The following is a 19355-nucleotide window of genomic DNA, read 5'->3' as shown; positions in this document are numbered from 1 at the left end:
CGGGCGCTTCAAGCTGATCGAGCGGTTGGGTTCGGGGGCCTTCGGCGTCGTCTACCTCGCCGAGGACAACCAGCTCGGCCGCGAGGTCGCGCTCAAGGTCATGCCGCGCGGCGACCCGGAGGTGGCCGACCGCGAGGGCAAGATGCTCGCGGCGCTGAGCCACCCCAACGTGGTCACGATCTTCGACCACGGGCAGGCCGATGACTGCCGCTGGCTCGTGCTCGAGATCCTGCGCGGGCCCACCCTAGCGCAGTGGTGCGAGGGCAAGAGCAAGCGGGAGATCCTCGCGCGCTATCTCGAGGCGGGGGCCGGGCTCGACGCGGCGCACCGGCGGGGGTTGGTGCATCAGGACTTCAAGCCCACGAACGTGCGCCTCGACGAGGACGGGCACGCCGTGGTGATCGACTTTGGCCTGGCTCGGAACGCGGAGTCCCTCGACGGGCTCACCCCGGGGAGTGGGAGCCCCGAGGCCGTCGGCGGGACGCTGCTGTACATGGCGCGGGAGCGGCTGCTCGGGAAGCTGGGGAGTCCGGCGAGCGACCAGTTCGCGTTTTGTGTCGCGCTGTGGGAGGCGCTCTCGGGGGAGCGGCCCTTTGGGGAGCAAAGCGACGTGGACGCGCGGGTGCTCGAGCTGTCGAGGGCTCCGCGGGGTGGGCAGGGGATCGGGCGGCGGGTGCGGGCGGTGTTGGAGCGTGGGATGGCGCCGTTGCCTGGGGAGCGGTGGCCGACGATGACGGTGCTGCTCGAGGCGCTGGAGGAGGCGGTTCGGCCAGCGCCGCGGTGGCCGTGGGTGGCTGGGGGTGTGTGCGTGGGGCTGCTCGGGCTGGCGATGGGGTCGAGGCTCGTGACGCAGCCCGGGCTCGTGCTGCCGAGCGTCGTCCTCCCCGAGCCTGAACCCGACCCTGAGCCCGTCGCCGCCATCACGGAGATCCGCGACGCCCTCGAAGCGCGCGACCACAACCGCGCCCGGCAGGCGCTCGACAACGCTCGGCCGGTCTTGCGACGGGCGGGGCGACTGCGCGAGTTTGTCGATGAGGCGCAGATGGTGGCGGAGCGCTTCGAGGATGACGGACTGACCCACGAAGCGCTCGACGTGTGGATGATGGTCTTTCGCGCCGCCGAAGACCTCGACGACGAGACGCTCGAGGACACGGCCGACGAGAAGATCAAGGAGCTCGCCGGGAAGCTCTGACTCCCGACCGCGCCGCCTGGCAGAGCGCGATCCTAATAAGGGAAGGCCGTCCCCTCGAAGCAGGTCACCGTCCCGTCCTCGTTGCACACCCCGTCCTCGCACCACACCAGCGTCCCGCCGCAGTCGAAGCCCGGCCAGCAGACCTCGCCGATGCAGCAGATCCCCTGGGCCGTGGTCGAGCCCTCCGAGTACTCTCCGGGGACGCACAAGCCCGCGATCGAGCACGCGCTCTCGAGGGGGATGTACGCGACCACGAGCTGCTGGACAGGGTCGAGGACCTCGCCGTAGCGGGTGTGGAAGGCCACCTCTCCCGTGGAGCAGGGTGACGGGCCTTTGAGCCGGACTTGGCCCGCGCCGTCGAGGCAGACGTCGGCATCGAGGACCGGAGCGTTGGGGCCGGTGTACTCGCAGACGCGGGTGCTGTCGCAGAGGTCGCGGTACTGGGCTGAGGCCGACCCCGGGGTGAGGAGGTAGCCCAGCGCCGCGGTCGTGAGCGCCGCGGCCGTGAGCGCGAGCGAGGTCTTGTGTGACATGGGCGAAATTTTACCCGCGCGGTCTGAGGGGATCGGTTTGGGGTGCTAGGGGGGCGTGAAGGCCTGCCTGGGGGCGAGTCGCAAAAAAGTCGTGGCGGGACCGAACGCTTCGGGGGTGCGGGGTCTCCCCTCGGTGATGAGCTCGCCTGCTAAGTCTCTCCCTACCGAGAAACCAGTCTCTCGCAGAAAGTCAGCGGTCGGGCGTGAGGAGCGCTCGTCAAATGACCGCAGGACTCAAGCTATAGCCGAGCGCCTTGGCTTGACGGTGTAGTCGCAGAAGCTGTCGCCGCTGCCGACGCTCTTGCTCCTTGATGTCTTCGCTCGCCACGCGTTCTTCGTAGATCACGCCATCGCGCAGGAGCGCGTAGATGATGCGCAAGAGCTTGGCCGCCGTTGCCACGATCGCCTTCTTCGGCCCGCGCCGACGCTTGATGCCGTTGAAGTAGCGGCACAGCCTGCTGTTCTTCGTCCTCACCGCCGACCAGGCCGTCTGGATGAGTATCGGCTTGAGCCAGCTCGAGCCCTTCCGGGTCCTCGTACTTCGGGCCTTTCCGGCGGTCGAGTCTGCCTTCGGACAAAGACAGGCCCACGAGACCAGATGATCCGCGCTCGGGAAATGACTCATGTCCGTTCCGATCTGCGCGAGCACTTCGGTCGCGGTCTCCCGACTGAAGCCAGGGATCGCAACCAGCCACTCGACTGCTTCGTCAAAAGGGCGCGGAAGGACCTCTTCGATTCGAGCCCGGATCTGGTCGAGTTCCTTTTGCATCGCGTCGTACATCCGCAGCTCGGACGCCAACATGAACCGGTCATGCGGGCGTAACGTGCCCTTGAGCGACTTGGCGAGCGCCAGCCACTTGTTGGCGTAGATCGACCCTTCGGACAGGTCTGCGAGCTCAGCCGGGTCGATGATCTTCCCGTCGGCCAGTGCCTCGATGATCCGTCGCCCAGATTTGCCCATCACGTTCGAGATCACGTTCCCGAGCTTGATGTTGCAGGCCTCGAGGTGCTTTTGGATCCGTTGCTTGTAGCGTGCTCGCTCGCGCGCCAGCATGCGAGCTGTCCGAGTCAGCTCGCGGAGCTCTTGTTGATCGAGGTCAGGTACATAGCTTGGCCGAAGCAAGCCATGCGCCATCAACTCGGCTAACCACTGCGCATCCTTGACGTCCGTCTTGCGCCCAGGGACGTTCTTGACCTCGTGCGCGTTGGCGAGGTGAAGCTTGAACCCGCACTCCAAGACCTTCCAGACCGGCTTCCAGTAGACGCCGGTCGACTCCATCACGACCTCTTCGACTTCGAGTGATGCGAGCCAGTCAAACAGGTCGACGAGGTCATCCGTGTTGGTCCCGAAGGTCTTGACCTCGTTGCTGACCTTCGCTCCTCGTTGGGTCCGAACGCATGCGACGATGTTCCGCTTGTGAACATCGAGACCTGCGCAATTTTTGTGAAGGGGGTCCATGAGTGCTCCTTTGCTATCGTCGTGAACCTCCCGAAAAGTGAACTCTACCGATCGCGCTCACCTGCGAGGTGCGCTTCGCAGGGGCAGCATTCATGTGTGCGCAGGGAGGTCCAGGGCAGACTCTCAGTCGAACTGTCACGCACCAAGGGTTGGGTGCCCTTCGTTGACGATGCCCGAGCGTACCCGGTTTCGTCCCCCACGTGACGCGCGCGGTGATGCCGACTCTCAGCGCGGTAGACGAAGCGATCTGTCAGCGCGTCGTCCAATCACGGGCGTCGGCGTCGGCCAGCCTGCAGCGTCCGTCGTCCCCCCTCGCTGCCCTCGCCGGTGGCTGCCTCGTCGCCAACGACGGGCAACCACGGCTGAGGGCTCAGGGGAGTCGAAACGGCGTCTGCCAGGAACCTGGACGCGGCTGCAATCGAGTATCGCTGGCGCCTTGGACCAAGCTATGATCGCGCGATGCCACGAGTGTTCATCAGCTACAGCCAAGACTCCGACGAGCACAAGCAGCGCGTACTTGAGCTGACCGAGGCCCTGCGAAGCGATGGCGTCGAAGCGATCGTCGATCAGTACGTGACCGCGCCCTCGCAGGGCTGGGCCCGCTGGATGGCTGACGAGCTCAAAGCTGCGCAGTTTGTGCTCGTTGTTGCCAGTGAAGCCTACCGCAAGAAGGCCGAGGGGGAGGTTCCGACCGGTGCCGGACGGGGTGTCAAATGGGAGTCGCATCTGACCGTGCAGGACATCTACGACGCCGACGCAAGCAACGAAAAAATCATCCCGATCCTACTAGACGGCATCGGAGATGAAGCGATCCCCCAGGTCCTGCGAGCGTGGACCTACTACCGCTGGCCGGCCAATTCGAAGGAGTTGTTGCGGCGGCTCTACAACAAGCCCAAGGTCGTGCCCACCCCTCTCGGGGTGCCCAAGAAATTCGACTGAACACAGCATTCCTGGCCGCGTTGACCCCGTCCTGTCCGAAAACTCGGACGACCTGTTATGCCGCCTCCCGGCTGTAGAACGACAGAGGGTGACCCTCAGCAAAACCCCGTACGCAGCTGTCAGGCGGCCTCTCGTCGTTCTCGTGTGTACCGGTAGTGATGTCCTCCAACGCGTGGGTGGGCCACAACCCGGCCAAGCTCAGGACCTTCTTCAGGGCGACCCTCCGGTACATCCTTCTCGAGCCCGAGATGAGCCAGGTAGCGATGGTAGTAGTCAACGTAGCCGCGGACGACCCTCGAGACCTGGCGCTCGTTCAAGGCGATGATGTGGTCGAGACAGTCTCGCCTTAGGCTCAAAATCCATCGTTAGGTGAAGTATTTTTTCCAAGGCGAACGCGGCGCGATGTTGACCTGTTCGAGACCGAGGCAGTCGGATGCTTGCTCACGTTGAAGAAGTGTAGGATCTCGCGTCGCTCGACGCTCAGGACGAAGAACACGTCGAGAACCTCGAACGTGATCGTTGGTACCACAGCAAAGTCGATCGCCAGCAGTTCGTGACGCTGGTTGGCAAGGAAGGTCGACCACGTCTGTCGAGCCCACGGTCGAGGTGGTCGCTTGGGCATGTATAGCGAGACCGTCGCCTGCGAGACCCCGAACCCGAGCTTGCGCAGCTCGCCTTGGATCCTCGGCGCGGAAGGTGTCAATGAAAATGAGACAGCTTCGGGTTGGGTTTAGTGTCCCGCTGCGGGACTCGCGTGGGTATCGATGGTCTTGTTCGAGGGCTGGTTGATCCAGATCTCGGTCGGCAGCGAGGGCGGTGTTGGGGGTCCGTTTGGGAAGCGCTCGGGATGCGCTGCGAATGCAGCGGCGAGCGCTCGGGCACGGGCCTCCTGCCGCTCCTCAGCGAGGCCATGGTGGATGTCGTGGGGGGTCATCAGCCCCAGGCCGCTGTGGAGATGTTCGTGGTTGTACCAGCTGAAGAAGTCGCGGCAGTGGCTCTCGGCAGCGGCGAGGTCATCGAAGCGCCCGGGGTACTCGGGTCGGTACTTCAGCGTCTTGAAGTGGGACTCGGAGAAGGGGTTGTCGTTCGAGACCCGTGGCCTCGAGAAGCTCTTGGTCACGCCTAGGTCGGCGCAGGTCTGCGCGAAGGTCTTGGAGGTCATCGGCGAGCCGCGATCTTGGTGCAGCGTGAGCACCTTCGGCTCGATCTCCTGCCGAGCGCAGGTCTCGGTGATGAGCCGCTGCGCTAGACCTGCCGACTCGGCCTCGGCGATGAGCCAGCCGACGACGTAGCGACTGAAGAGGTCGAGGACGACGTAGAGGTAGAAGTAGGTCCACTTGCGCGGGCCGAGCAGCTTGGTGATGTCCCAGGTCCACACCTGGTTTGGCGCCCTCGCGCACAGCCGCGGGGTGGCGTTGGGGGGATGCACGCGCTGGTTCCTGCGTTCGCGGACTTCGTCGTTGTCGGTCAAGATCCGGTACATGGTGCGGACCGAGCACAGGTGCTTGCCTTCGTCGAGCAGCCGCCCGTAGACCTCAGCAGGGGCTTGGTCGACGAAGCGTTGTTCGTGGAGGGTATCGAGCACCGCCTGGCGCTCTTGTCCCGACAGCGCGCGCGAGGGCTTCGGGCGCGGCCGCTTGGGTCCGTGGAGCTCCCCGTAGCGCTTGCGGTAGTAGGTCGCACGAGACAGGCCGAGAGCGGCGCATGTCGACTCGACGCCGAGCTCGGGGGCGACCCGGTTGACGATGTCGATCATGGCTCCTCGTCCTTGCCGAGTTCCTCGAGCATCGATGCCAATTTTTTTTGGACCTCGACGAGGGCCTCGGCGCGCTCACGGCGGGCGCGCTCCTTGGCGAGCTGCTTCTCGAGCTCGGCGATCTTTTTATCGCGGGGGTCGGTCTTCGGCTTGGGCCCGCGCTTTTTCGGCTCGAGGGCCGCGAGTTCACCGAGCTCGCGGGCTTGCCTCCAACTCGACAGGTGCGACGAGTACAAGCCCTCACGACGCAGCAGCGCGCTGACCTCACCAGGCTTGGTGCAGGCATCGGCTTGCTCGAGGATCCGGCGCTTGTACTTGGCCGTGAAGCGCCGCCGCTTTGGTTTTGCCACCACCTGTACTTCGGGCTGAGTCTGGCGTGGTTTGGTTGTCTGAGTCATCGGCTGGCTGGTTCTCGCCCTCTACACTAATCTCGGGGGCTTCGCTGTCTCACCCTTGTTGGCACAGAGGGTCACGTGTGGGGGCCGTAGATGCCAAGGGCGCGCAGCAGCCAGGCGGCGTCGCTCGTCTCGAGTACGGTCGGGTTTCCGGGGCGACCGACTCCGGTGATCAGGCCACGGTCGCGGGCGATGGAAGTGAGCGCGCCGTCGACGGTTCCGGACAGGCCGGTTGCGATCAGCAGGCAGGAGCGGTGGATGACTTGCTGCAGCTCTTTCGACGCCGTGTGCCAGTGGTCGAGCTCGCGGGCGAGTGAACTGCGCAGGCGGGCGTCGAGGCGGAAGGCCGTCACACCACGGCTTGCGAGGGTCACGACGAGCCCTCGGGCCGCATCGGAGCTCGGCTGGTGGCTCGCCGCGGTCAACGTCGTGAACGCATCGATGACGTCCGAGAGCTCGAGTGGTTCGTCGTCGAAGAGGACCGCGACGCCCGTGGCCAAAGCGGCCGCGCAATAGGCGAGACGGAAGCGGCGCTCGGCCTCCTGGGTGTCGACGAGGGCCTCGTTGACAATGATCGTCGGCTTCGAGAGGTTGCGCAGACTGATGCCGGCGGGGAGCTCTGCCTCGGTCACCGCGATTGCGAGCTCGACACCCAGCGAGGAGCGCCAAGGGTCGACGATGCTATCGGCGTGGCGGACCGCGAGGTGCTCCTTGGGGGTTCGAGGCGGTCGGGCGCTGCCCTTGTGCGCGCGGACACCCGCCAGCTGATCGCGCAGCTGGATGAACACTTCGCGCAGGGCGCCTCGCCACTCGAGCGGTATCCAGCCTTCGGTCTCGATCGGGTCGCGCGGGAGCGAGAGCGCAGGCAAGCGCGTGGTCAGGACCGAGACCGGGCCATCAGGGGCCATGAACGCGGCGAGCTGGTAGAGGTGACGGGCGAGCTCCATGCGCCGGAACGCCTCGTTGAGTCGGGCGAGGCCGAGGGCGAGGCCGGCTTCCAGCGGCACCCCGGCAGCCCAGGCACCGAACTCATCGAGGAGTATCTCGGTCCCTCCACACAGTGCCGCAGCCGCTGACAGTGCTGCGTCGAGACGCGGGAGCGGGCCGTCGGTGGCGATCTCATGCAGTATGCGCGCGCACAGCGGCCAGAGGAGCCGCTGGCGGACGGGTCGTTCGTGGCGGTCGGCGATCGCGCGGGCCAGGGTTCGCTTGCCGCGAGTGAAGGCTTCGGTGATGGCGGCGTAGAGAAGGGCCTCGTGCTCGTCGCCGTCGATGAGGCGCAGCTCGGCCCCGATATGGAGCACTTGCTCCCAGTCGCCCCGAGCAAACAAGAGCGGAATGAGCACAACTCGGGGCTCGATGCTCTCGGTGGACACGGCCCGGGCACGCTCGAGCAAGCGCCGGGCGGCAGTGACCGACTCGCGGTCGTCGCCATGATCGAGGTGAACCTGGGCCGCACGCGTCAGCCAGTGGGCCTGCTCGCGGCTCTCGACGGTCAAGTTGGCGAGCTGCTCGAGGGCGCGGGCGAGCGCGGGCCAGTCTTCGGCCTGCTCGAGCAGCTTGGCGTAGAGCTTTCTCAGGGGTTGGTCCGTGGGCTTGTCGAGGAGGGCGGTGCGGCAGGTCGCGCACGCGTCCGAGAGCTTGCCGACGGCGCGCAGGGCCGAGGCGAGCGCGAGCGCGACGTCGGCGGCGTGATCGGGTTGAAAGCGCCGGTACAGCTCGAGGCGCTCCTCGAGCAGGGGGATGCGAGCGTTGGGGCGGCCTGCGGCGTCGAGTAGGCCGTCGAGTTGCTTCAGGGCATGCATGCGCATCTCGATGGTGGTATCGCCAGCGAGCTGCTGACGCAGGACAGCCTCAGCCAGCTCGAGGCTCTCGAGTCTCAGCGCGACCTCGGCGAAGTGCAGGCTCAGCAGCGGCGGGCGCTGTCGGGAGTCGAGCAGGGACAGCTCGTCGCAGATCGTCGCGTCGACTTCGCTATCGTCGGTGGTCTCCGCGATCTCGCCGAGCAGCTCGATCGCGGGGGCGTGGGTCGGTTCACGATCGAGGCCGCGGCAGAGGATGGACACGGCGAGCTTGGGATCGTGCACGCGCAACCACGCGATGCGGGCGGCCGAGGTCAGCAAGGTCGCAGCTTCGCTGACCTCGCCTGCGCGGTCGGCCAACTCTTCGTAGAGCGGGACGATCTTGGTACGGTCGTCGGAGGCTGTGAACACGCCGCGCACGGTCTCGATGGCCGCGATCGTGGCTGGGTCGTCGCCGTCGTCGTCGATGAGCGCGTGCGCGCACTCGAGCAGCTGGCGTGTGAGCTCCTCGAGGCCTTCACCGTCATCGAGCTCGAGGGTGGTCTCGCGCACAGAGGAGAGGAGTTCCAGGCGCTCGATGGGCTCCTCGGTCTGTGCGAGCTCGCGCAGCAGTGATGTGCGGCGGTTGCGAAGCTCGAGCTCACGCTGGTCGATCCGAGCGAGCTGCTCGAGAGTACGGTTGACGACCTCTCGCAGCTTGCCGAGGTCCTCGAGCTTGGCCGCCTCGAGGACTGCAGCCTTGGCGGATTCGAGGGCGCCGGCGCGTAGGTGTAGCTCGCTGGCGACGAGCAGCAGCCGGGCGCGCCCGGTGTCTTCGAGCAGTTCCGCCATATCGCGAGCGCGGGACTCGAGTCGGCCCGCGGCCTCGCTCGGGTCGGGGAGGTCAGCCGCGAGCGCGCTGGCTTGGTCGATGACCGCGGGGTCCTCGGGGGCCTGCTCGAGCGCGGCGCTGAGGTTGCGCACGCCCCTTCGGCTATCAGCGAGGCGCTCGAGGTAGATCTGCGCGAGAGCGAGGTGGACCAGGGCGCACCGGGACCCCGGCGGGAGCTCCCGGGTGGCGAGGAAGTGCATGTGCGCGACGATCGACCACTCCTGGCGCGCGCTGGCGAGCTCGAGCAGGGTTTGGCGGGTCTGGGCGTGTGTCGCATCGGCGCTGACGGCCTGGATCAGCAGGTCCCGAGCCTCGTCGCCAGCCTCGGACATGGGCGCTGCGCGGAACTCGTCGGCGAGGAGCATCGCCTGGCGGTAGCCAACCTCGGCGCGCAGCGTGCTCGACAGCGGGAGCGCGATCAGGCGCTCGAGGATCTTCGACTCGTCGAGCTTGCGGCCGAGGAGGTTGTAGATCTTGGCCAGCTCGAGCAGAGCTGGCTGAGACTCCGGGGCGCGCTCGACGAGGGCAGTGAGCAGGATGGCTTCGGCTTCGGCGCCACACCCAAGCTTGACGAGGGCGCGTGCGGCGACGGCCGCGTTGTCGGCAGCGCGCTCGTCGGGGATGTCGGGACTCCTCGCGGCGTTGCTCAGGGGCTCGACGGCCTCGACGAGGTGGCCCTGGCGCAAGAGCAGGCGGCCGAGGCCCTCGCTCGCGCCGCCGCTCTCGGCGTCGAGGTGCAAGGCTTCGAGGTAGCGCTGTTTGGCTTCCTCCTCGTAGTCGTCGTGGGGCGAGAGCAAGTCGGCGAGCAAGATCAAGAGCGCGGGTTGGTGCGCATGGGAGAGGTCGGACAGCCGCGCCAACAAGCAGCCGCGGATGTTGTGGACCGAGTCCGTACCAGACAGCAAGACCCGAGCGCGGACGCCTGCGAGCCTGTTCGCCCTTGGGTCGGCGAGGTAGGCGTCGAGGTAGAAGTGCGCGGCCTCGCGGGGTCGCCGGGAGACGCGCCAGAGCAGCTCGCCGATGTAGAAGTCGACCTTTGCCTTGCGGGTCGAGTCGCCGAGCCGAGCGAGCTCGCACGAGCGCGCGATCAAGATGGGGGCGAGCTTCTCGCCGCGACGCTCGTTGCGATAGAAGCGGGTAAGCTCCCGGAGATCGTCGTTGGCCAGGGAGCCGAGCTGATGGAGGCGAGCGTAGACCGCCATGGCGCCAGCGCCGTCGTTCGTTAGGTCGCGCCGCACTCGCGCGAGGAGCGTCATCAGCCCGAGGCGCGGGTTTTGAGCCGCGCACATCTCGGGGTACCGATTCCGAGGATCGTCGGAGCCGTCGAGCTCGTAGCGAAGTTCGGCCTCGAGGTGAGACGCGAGGTCGGCGTAGTTCCCTTCTTTCCGCAGACAGTCGACCAGTTGGAGGTGGAGGTGGTCGATGAGCGAGACCTTCACCCATCGCGCGAGCCCGTCGCCCGCGGCGTGCTCACCCTCGGGGAGGAGCACGCCAAGGTCCGCGAGCTGGGAGAGCAGCGCTCGATGTTGGTCGAGCTGGAGGTTGATCGTCTCGAACGCAAGGCTGGAGAGGATCTCGAGACCTTCGAGTATGGCCCGCCTCGCCTGTGCGTACTCTCCGAGGTGCGCGCACAGGGCCGTGGCCATGCACTTGAGGTTCAGGACTCGGGGGAGCCCGTAGAGCTCGGGATGGACGCGCTCGTACAGGGCGACGAGCGGACGCCAGCGCCGGTGCTGGCCGTAGAGTTCGGCGAGCGTGGAGGCGCTCTCGGCCCGGCTCGGGTCATCTGTGGTCACGACCTCCAGAGCGGCCATCGCCTCCTCGACGCGGTCGAGGGGGCCGAGCAGCAGCCGCACTCGCTCTTCGAGGGCTGTGACCCGGACGAGGCCATCCGTCTGCTCGGCGATCATCGCCAGCATGCGCGCACCACGCTCGGCGTCGGTAGCGAAGACATTGTCGAGCGTGGCTCGGTCAGTCGAGACCGACCCCACTCCGATATACTTGAGAGCTCGCAGCCATAGCTCAAGCAGGACATCGCTCAGGTCGGCCTCGCTATATCGCTCCGAGCGCTCGTAGAGTCGCGCGAGTTCGTCGAGTGCGACGACGTCGCGCGTGTCGAGATCGGCCGCCTCGATCCAGAGCCTTCGGGCGTCGACTTCACGATCGAGCGTCTCCGCAGCGATCTTGCCCATGCGCAGGTAGACACCGGCCAGCTCTTGAGGTGTAGTGAAGACGTCGAACATCTTCTGGTAGTTGTCGTAGAGCTCCTGAAACCGGAAGTGACTCGCGTACAGGTGCTCGAGGTGCTCGAGCGCCGTGATGTTCTCCGACTCCATGTCGAGCACTCGCGTGTAGGCGACGATCGCGCGATCGGGATCCTTGCACTCGGTCTCCAAGATCGCGGCCAAACGCAGGCAAGCATCGACGAATTCGTCGCCCTCGAGCACCTCTGCGTTGATTCGTCGCTCGATGATCTCTACGAGTTCGTCGTAGCTTCCGCCCGCGGAGTAGATTCGATCGAGACACCTCAGCGCGCGCCCATGGTCGGGCTCGAAATCGTCGAGAATAATCTGACAGATGAATCGAGCGCCGAGGGGGTCACCGAGGTGTTGTTCACGGACCTCGGCGATCAGGATGTTCAAGTCGATCCCATCGAAGTCGACGTCGACGTCGAACTCGAAGTTCAAATCGGCGTCGAAGCTGGCCCGCTCTCGCACGATCTCGAGAGCCTCGACGAGCTCTGCCCAGAGATCGGTCGAGGCCTCGCGAGCGAGCCGCCCCATGTTCTCGATCACGTCGACGCGAGTGTGATCCTCGGTGAGGATCTGCCTCCAGTAGTTGAACGCTGCCTCGAGGTCTCCGGTAACCTGCTCCGCGAGGGTCGCTAGTTCGCTCAGGATCGCCGCCCGCTGCTCCACGCTGTGTTCGTGGTCGAGCCTCACGCGCAGAGGCCACGACAGCTGATCGGTCTTCTCCAGTTTTTCGTAGAGCGTGAGCAGTGCGTTGGCGAGCCCGAGGTGGAAGCGGTCGAGGTCCAGACCAAACTCGAGGATGGCGACCGCGCTCTGCTCGTCTGCGAGCTCTCGCTCGTAGATCTTCGAAGCCTTCAAGCTCAGCGCTGCGCGCCGGGAGCTGTCCTGCGTCGTCTTGACCTCGTCCTCGAGGGCCCTCGCCAGCTCCGCCCATGATCGCTGCTTCTCGAAGAACGAGTACAGCGCGTCGAGGTCACCGACCTCAAGGTAGAGCTCTGCTAGCCTCTCTCGGGCCTTCGCGTTGTCTGGAGCTTCACGAAGCAGATCATTCCACACCGCAATTGCGACGCTGCGATCGGCGATCTCTCGCTCGCTCGTGCGCGCGATTTCGATCAGCCTCTTGCGCCGCTCCTGGCCGTCGCTAATCCTCGCTAGCTCGCGGCGCTGGATGTCAACGTTCCTCTCCCAGTCGCCGACGTCCTTGTAAATCCCCTTGAGACCATACAGCGCCTCTGCGTTGATCGGGTCGTCTGACAAGACCGCCTCGAGGCTGGCGATGGCCTCTTTAGTCTCGTTCGTCCGTGTCTGTGCCAGCTGAGCCGCTCGCAGATTCAGCTCGACTCGGCTGTTCATGTTGGTGTGGATGTTGGCTTGTCGGCGGATACAGTCGATCAGCTGGGACCAGCTCTTTGTTTGCTCGTACTGTTGTCGCTTGGCTTCGAGAAGCTCCAGCAGCATGCGGTTGTCTGCGCGACCCTCGACGAGGCGCTCGAGGATCGTGAGCGTGTCGAGGATCTTACTCGGCAGCCGATAGTGATTCGTGTACACACGCACGATGCTCCAGTAAATGTCGATACGCACATCGTCGTGCTCTGCGCGGGCGAGGTCTTTCTGATAAAGACCGATCAGCTTGGGCCACTTCTCGTGTGCTGTGTAGATCGACTCGATGTGTTGACGTATCTGGGGGTTCTCGGGGGAGGAGGCGGCCGCTGCGCGGAGCCAGGTACGTACGCTTCGCAGCGGGTTCTTCGCCTCGATCTTCGAGGCTTTTTGAATGAGCCGCCACTGCGCCGCTTCGAAGTCTTCTTCGAGGAAGTCGCCGCTCGCCAGCGGCGTCATCACCGTCGAGGAGGGGGCCGCGCCCTGTGTCGTCGCCGAGTTGCTCGGTCGCAGCCGCCCGATCTCGTGACGGAGGGCGGTGAGGAGGGTGGCGCAGTCAGTGGTTCGATGGGTGCGCTCGCGGGCGATCGAGCCTCGCAGAGCCTGCTTAAGCCCGTCATCACACTCGAGGTCGTCGACCTGAGACGCGAGCACGGTCTCGGGCTTGGTCGGATCACTGCCGCGGAGGGCGAACATGATGCACAGCGCAAGGCTGTAGATGTCGGCGCGATGGTCTGCGGTGCTCGCGTCTTCGAATTGCTCGGGCGCGCCGTACCGGATCGTGCCCATGGCGGCCCCGACGTTGGTCCGGAGATCCGAGTCTTCTGCCCGGGCCAGGTCGAAGTCGGTGATCCACCCGCTGCCGAATCGGTCGAGGAGAATGTTCGAAGGCTTGATGTCCCGATGGATCACGCCGTCGCTGTGGGCATATTCCAGCGCTTCGATGACATTAGCGAGCACGCGGAGGGCCCCGAGCCGACCGATGTTGCCATCTCGAATCGCCTCGCGGAGGTTCCCGCCCTCGAACCATGGCATGACGTAGAAGTAGATGTGATTGTGCTCTTGGACAGCCTCGATGATGGGGACGATCGCGTCGTGCTTGAGCGTGGCCATCTTGCGAGCGCCGCTCACGAACCGCTCGAGCCGACCGTGGGATCGAGTCGAGCCCCGGAGAATTTTGACCGCGACCAAGGTCTCGGTGTGTCGGTCATGAGCCCTCCAGACGTCGGCGAACCCGCCGTCACCGGCGAGTTCAATGAGTCGAAACCGATCCGCGAGGATGTTCCCTGGGTGGAGGATGGGACCGGCGCTGAGCTGCGTCCGAAGTTGCGATATCTCTTCGTGGAGCCGCACCGGCACCCCCGACGGAGAATCGAGGCGTCGCTCGCGTTCGTCGAGCAGGATCGTCAACCGATCGTTGATGGACAGATCGGATGGCAACCCGGTCGACACGGTCTGGGCAGCGCCGAGGGGGGCCGGGACGAGCTCGAGGGTATCGGAGATGTAGCCGTGCAGTTTCGTGTAGTCTCGCGGGAGGACGTAGCGGGTCGCGCCGGCTAGCGCCGCGGGGCAGCTGTCGTCGCGCTCGTCAAAGCAGACTGGGATGAGCTGACCATGATCGAGCTCTCCGCGGTAGAAGAGGTTGAGCGCGATGAGTGCCTCGTAGGTCGTGATCGCGCGGTTGGTGTCCGCGAGCTGCTCTTCAAACTTGATCCGAAATTTGTATGTACATACGACGAAGACGAAGTCGGCATGTGTGAGCTGACTCTGGATCCACCGGGGCCAGCCCTGGGGTGGACTCGGCTCGAAAAGATCGAGCCAAGCGTCGACACCGTCTCGGCGCAGGGATTGAGTGAACTCGAGGACTCGCTGCTGGTGCTGATTCGAGTCGTGCGAATAGCAGATGTAGACTCTCGGCGGAGCGTCGACCGGGAGGTCGAGGGCGCGAGCGACTCGCTCGATGGGGATCGCGTGGAGCACCCCCGCGCGGGAGCGAGAGCGGTGGGGGTGCTCGACCTCGGTGAGCAGACCGACGATGCGACCATCGAGCACGATCGGGCTACCTGCGTATCCTCGCTCGACGAGGGGAGAGCCCTCGTACCTGCGGCTCGACTGGAGTCGCAAGACCGAGCGCCCCTGCTCGCCGACGCGGGCCTTGAAGACACCCTTGGCCTCGCCGCCGGCGTTCGAGTGGAAGCCGTACGTGCGCCAGGGTCGGCCACGGTCGATGTTCCTGGCCTGGGCGAGGGGGGAGGTCCGCTGACCGTGGAGTTGGTCGACCGCGAGTACGACCCAGTCATCGTCGGCGTCGTGCGCGATGATATCGAGGTGGGCGAGGCGAATGGGGTCTGCGCCGCTGCGGAAGATGGAGATGTCGGCGCGCCGCGTGACCTGGCCGTCTTCCATCCGTGCGACGAGTCGCAGCGAAGTGAGCAGCCACCGAGCCTCAATCATGAACCCAGTGCCGACCTTGCGCCCCGCGACGATACGGACGACCCAGCTGCGATCGACGGACACCGGTAAGCTCCTTCAACGACGACTACAGACGGACCGCCTCAGGTCTGGTAGGCGAGCGCACACGTGTAGCATTGCCAGTTCAAGTCTCGCATAGAATGCGACGCGAGCATCGACGCTCACGTGTCCGAACCTCGGCAGCGGAACGTTCGGGGCTGACAGGGCATGGCTGAACATTTGAGCATGAAGAAAAGGCACAACCGCGTCAGGCCGCCTCCCGGCTGTAGAACGACAAGATCAGGGTCCGGGCGTCGTGCTCGGAGTCGTCCGTGAACGCGGGCGGGACCGGGCTCGTCGGCCTCTCGCGTCAACGCCCGCAGCGACACGTGCTCCGGGGGCGTCCCACCGTCTTCTTCGCAGGCTACCTGGCGATCCACACACCAAAGCGCGCGACCCCGTCTTGGCTCACCTCGAGGCTCCGGGCTCCGGGGCTCCGGGGCGACAGACGCATCGTGACGCCGCGTCCGCCCTCGCCTCGCTCAAGGCAGCCGACGATGTAGCTGCCCCCGCGCTCCTGCCCGCTCCCCAAGCCTCGCCGGCCTCTCCGGATTCAGGTCCTGTTTGGCTTCGCTGTCGAGGCTGCACGCTTGGCCGCGTGAAATATTGCTGCTGCCACTCGCGGTTCCGAGCGCCGTGTGCTCCGCATGTGCTCCAACTCCGCGGAACGAGACTCCACGAGCCTCCCTCCCCCGGACCCCCACGGCACAAAGAAACCCGAACGATTTCGGGAGCTTCCGGCCCAACTGCGCGCCATCATTGACGTTTCGCAGAAGCCCCCAATTCGGTTCGAGTCCTGTTGCCGGAGCTCTCAGATTTCGCAATCTAGGCCCCCTTAGACCCTCGTCTACAGGGGTTTAGTATTTCCGGGCGATCCCCCGGATCCCGAATTCATCCAGACTCTGATACGAAACTGACCGCTCGGTAGTCCGCGGGGGCTGTTTCATCCTTGGTAGGCCGAAGCCTCGACTTCGGTGAGGGCTGATCTGAGCCCGCGGCGAGCCCGCGGCGATCCCGCACGAGCCCCAGAACGTCCCTGAGAGCCCCCTCGGCGGCGCTTCCTCGAGCGCCCTCGAGCCGTCGGCTCATCCAGATCTCCCCCGGCCGTCACCGGCCCCTCGGTCCCCCTGGCCGGCTCCGAGAGCCGGTCGAAGATCCCGGGCGTCAGCTCCGGTGCGTGATGGGCGTAGCGCATCGTCGTCCGCACGTCCGAGTACCCCAGCTGTCGAGACACCAGCGACGAGAGCACCCGGCCGCCACCGCGTGGGTGGCGAAGATCTGCCGCTGCGCGTGCACCCCTCCTGGGCCTTCGCGCACACGTACGCGTCGACCTTTCGAACACCGATACGACGCCCCGCTCTCAGACCATCACTCGCAATGATGAAGGCCGAGGGCTCGACAGAGCACGGGTGATTGATCGAGGGCCGTACTCACCATGAACCCGCGCCAACCACGAGCTAGACTGAACCCCGCCCATGGCTGCCCACCAGGACATGGAGACGGTCGAAGCCCTCGCTGGCCTGGTCGAGGGCGTTGCGATCGACGAGCATCTCAGCCCGGCCGAGCTCGACGCCCTCGCGCGTTGGCTCGACGACCACGCCGAGACCCTCAGCGCCGCGCTCCTCCAGCCCCTGCGACAGCGCGTGGGCGAGGCGCTCGCGCGCGGGCTGTTGCCGCCGGACGAGCACGCCGCGCTCCTCGCCTACTGCCACGAGTTTGGGGCCAAGCACACGCCCACGCATCCCTCGACGCGCGAGGCCTTCGCCCGCCTGCAAGGGGTCGCGCTGGGGCTGCTCGCCGACGGGCGGGTCGACGATGCCGAGATCGTGGCGTTGCGCCGGTGGCTCGACGACTACGAAGACTTCCGTCAGCACTTCGTATTCGACGCTTTCTTTCGGGCGCTCGACGATGCCCTCGCCCTCGGGCGAATCAGCGACGAGGCGCGCGTGCGCGTGCGCGGGCTGTGCCAGACCTTCGGTGCGCCGCCGCCTCCGGCCTCGGTCCCGCCCGGGTTCACGCCGGCGCCCGGCCCCTACGACCGGCCCGCCCACGAGCGTCGCTGGCCGCGACTGCCCGAGCTCGCGGGGGCCGAGTTCGTGACCCTCGATCTCGAGACCGCCAACGCCGACCCCGCGAGCGTGTGCGCGATGGGGCTCGCTACGGTTTGCGAGGGGCGGCTCGTCGACGCGGGGGGCGAGCTCGTCGAGCCCCAGAGCCGCTTCGACCCCGTGCACACGCGCCTGCACGGCATCGATCGGCGCGCGGTCCGTGGTGTCGGCCCCTTTGCCGAGCACTGGTTGCCGCTGGCCGAGGAGCTCGCTGGCCGCTGGGTCCTGGCTCACAACGCGACCTTCGCCGCCCGTTGCCTGCGGGCGCTGGCGAGCACCTTCGGTCCCGGCGCGCCCGCGCCCCCGCGCTTGTTGTGCACGCTGCGACTCGCCCGGGCGGTGTGGCCGCGCGAGCCCGGTCACGCGCTCGAGCGACTCGCCGAGGAGTTTGGCCTGAGCGCGCCGCGGCACGACCCCCACGCCGGCGCGCGCTGCTGCGCCGAGCTGGCGCTGTTGATGTGTTCGCTACGAGGCGTCGCGCACCCGAGCCAGCTCGCGCGAGAGCTCGGGGTCGAGCCGATTTCCATCGACCGATGATGGGGCTGGGCTGGGCTGCACCGTCGCTCAATTCGAACTAGGCTCGGTCCCATGCGCGGCCTGATTTGCGTCCTTGCGCTCGTCTCGATCACCAGCTGCACCCAGTTGGGGCCCCCTCCGTCGCAATCCGAGGCCGAGCCCGACAGTGAGTCGGTGCCCGAGGCGAACGACAACGATCGCTGCTACCCCTATTTGCCCGAGCCCTCGGGAAGCTGCCGGACGAGCTGCTCGACTCGTGAGCACTGCGCCGGGAGTCGAGGGCCAGCCGACTTCGAGGAGAAGGGCTGGCCGCTCGACTGCATTCGGGACGAGTGCGTGCCCTTGCCTCCCGAAGCCGTCACGCCGGGGTGAGCCCCTCGGAGCCAGGACCTGCCCCTACTCCGGGAGGTACAGCACCCCGATCGGCCGAACCAGCCCCTCGTCGGGCCCCGTGAACAACGCCCCCTCCAAGCCCCGACCCGGCGAAGGGTCCCCGCTCTCCGCATCAAAGCGCATCACCACCCCGGGCGTCATCTCATCGATGAAGCCGGGGATGAACACCTCACCATCGGAGCCGAGGCTCAGCGAGCCAGTCGCCGCGCCCATGGCGTGGGTGGTGCTGCTCTCCCACTCGAGCTCGCCGCTTTGGTCGTAGCGGCGCAGCCCGCCGGCGAAGTCCGTGGTGAACACGGCGCAGTCGTCCTCGCAGTCGAGCTCCCACGCGACGCCGAGCATGCTGACGAAGCCCAAGCTGTCGGGCAGCGGAGTCGGCTGCTCGAGGAACACGCTGGTCTCCGCACTCTCGAGGTCGACGCGCAGGACCTCGCTGGGCAAGCCCGGGTAGGTCGGCTCGCCGTCGACGGCGACGCTGCCCTGGGTGCTCACGTAGAGCGCCCCGTCAGGGCCGACGGCGAGGTCGTTGGGGCCGTTGAGCCCGCCGGGCATGGCGTCGCCGGCGGCGAACACCTCGATGAACTCGCCGCTCGTCCCGTCGTAGCGCAGCAGCTCGTCGCTCAGGAAGCTCGCCACGTAGAGGTCGCCGTCGGGGGCGATCGCAAAGCCGTAAGGCCGGTGCATGCCGCCGCCTTCGGCGAACACCCCCGCGAAGCTGCCGTCGAGATCAAAGGCGAGGATCGCCGAGTCTTCGGGGCTGTCTCCGCTAGACACCAGCAGCTGGCCCTCGTGCACGCGGAGCGCGTCGGGGTGGAAGAGTCCGCCCTCGCCCGAGGGGATCAGCTCGCCGAGGACCTCACCGGTGGCCGGGTCGATGCTCAGGACGTTGTCGGCGCGGGTGTTGCCGACCAGCAGCCGAGCCGTCTCGACGCCGCCGGTGTCCGTCTCCGAGCTGGTCTCGGTCTCGGTCTCGGTCTCGGTCTCAGTCTCGGTCTCCGTCTCCGTCTCCGTCTCCGTCTCCGTCTCTTCCGAGGTCGTGTCCGTCTCGGTCTCCGTGCCGATGTCCTCGCTCGAGCCGTCGTCCTCGGTCTCGATGACGCAGGCAGACAACGAGGCAAGGGCGAGTAGTCCAGAGCCGGTCACCAGCAGGGTGCGGGGGGTCAGGTGATGCATCGAGCGATGCTAAGGGAAATCCGACCAATCAGTCACCGCACTTTGAAGTCATGACCCATCTCCGAGAACGAGCGA

At 66.4% G+C, this 19355-nt stretch carries 9 protein-coding genes; 4 read left to right on the top strand and 5 right to left on the bottom strand.

Translation table 11 applies throughout. The features are described from left to right. The first annotated feature begins 13 nt into the window (after positions 1-13). A complete protein-coding gene (locus tag PPSIR1_RS43495) occupies positions 14-1192 on the top strand; it encodes a protein kinase domain-containing protein (protein ID WP_086001594.1) in 1179 nt (392 codons plus the stop codon). Between the two features lie 32 nt (positions 1193-1224). On the opposite strand, the gene PPSIR1_RS22325 is transcribed toward PPSIR1_RS43495, so the two are convergent. Beyond that, complete coding sequence (locus tag PPSIR1_RS22325; RefSeq protein ID WP_006973426.1) at positions 1225-1725, bottom strand: hypothetical protein; 501 nt, start codon at positions 1723-1725, stop codon at positions 1225-1227. 217 nt (positions 1726-1942) lie between these two features. Then, positions 1943-3184 carry an IS110 family RNA-guided transposase gene (locus tag PPSIR1_RS22320; RefSeq protein WP_006969375.1) on the bottom strand — a complete coding sequence of 414 codons (1242 nt, stop codon included), beginning with the start codon at positions 3182-3184 and terminating at the stop codon, positions 1943-1945. Positions 3185-3643: 459 nt separating this feature from the next. On the opposite strand from PPSIR1_RS22320, the gene PPSIR1_RS22315 reads away from it, so the two are divergent. Beyond that, entirely contained in the window at positions 3644-4123 is a 480-nt protein-coding gene (locus PPSIR1_RS22315; RefSeq protein WP_086001593.1) for an SEFIR domain-containing protein, read from the top strand. 730 nt (positions 4124-4853) lie between these two features. Here PPSIR1_RS22315 and PPSIR1_RS22305 read toward each other — a convergent pair. Beyond that, positions 4854-6277 (bottom strand): IS3 family transposase gene (locus PPSIR1_RS22305; RefSeq protein WP_086001592.1). Its coding sequence is split into 2 segments (ribosomal slippage): positions 4854-5918 and positions 5921-6277, totalling 1422 coding nucleotides; the frame shifts between segments, so codons are not numbered across the junction. A 71-nt stretch (positions 6278-6348) separates the two neighbouring features. Next, positions 6349-14985: a protein kinase domain-containing protein gene (locus PPSIR1_RS22295; RefSeq protein ID WP_006973422.1), complete on the bottom strand. Its 8637-nt coding sequence runs from the start codon at positions 14983-14985 to the stop codon at positions 6349-6351. Between the two features lie 1580 nt (positions 14986-16565). On the opposite strand from PPSIR1_RS22295, the gene PPSIR1_RS43490 reads away from it, so the two are divergent. After that, a complete protein-coding gene (locus tag PPSIR1_RS43490) occupies positions 16566-17735 on the top strand; it encodes an exonuclease domain-containing protein (RefSeq protein WP_006973420.1) in 1170 nt (389 codons plus the stop codon). A 153-nt stretch (positions 17736-17888) separates the two neighbouring features. After that, positions 17889-18086 (top strand): hypothetical protein, encoded by a 198-nt coding sequence (locus PPSIR1_RS43485; protein ID WP_157595841.1) that lies wholly within the window; start codon positions 17889-17891, stop codon positions 18084-18086. Between the two features lie 24 nt (positions 18087-18110). Here PPSIR1_RS43485 and PPSIR1_RS22285 read toward each other — a convergent pair whose 3' ends face one another. Then, the gene (locus PPSIR1_RS22285) at positions 18111-19280 is read right to left on the bottom strand and encodes a Vgb family protein (protein ID WP_157595840.1); all 1170 of its coding nucleotides are present in this window, start codon (positions 19278-19280) and stop codon (positions 18111-18113) included. Positions 19281-19355 lie beyond the last annotated feature (75 nt).

The organism is Plesiocystis pacifica SIR-1, from assembly GCF_000170895.1.
Lineage (GTDB): Bacteria > Myxococcota_A > Polyangia > Nannocystales > Nannocystaceae > Plesiocystis > Plesiocystis pacifica.
Note: the sequence above shows the minus strand (reverse complement) of the source record. Positions and strands in the feature narration are given on the sequence as shown.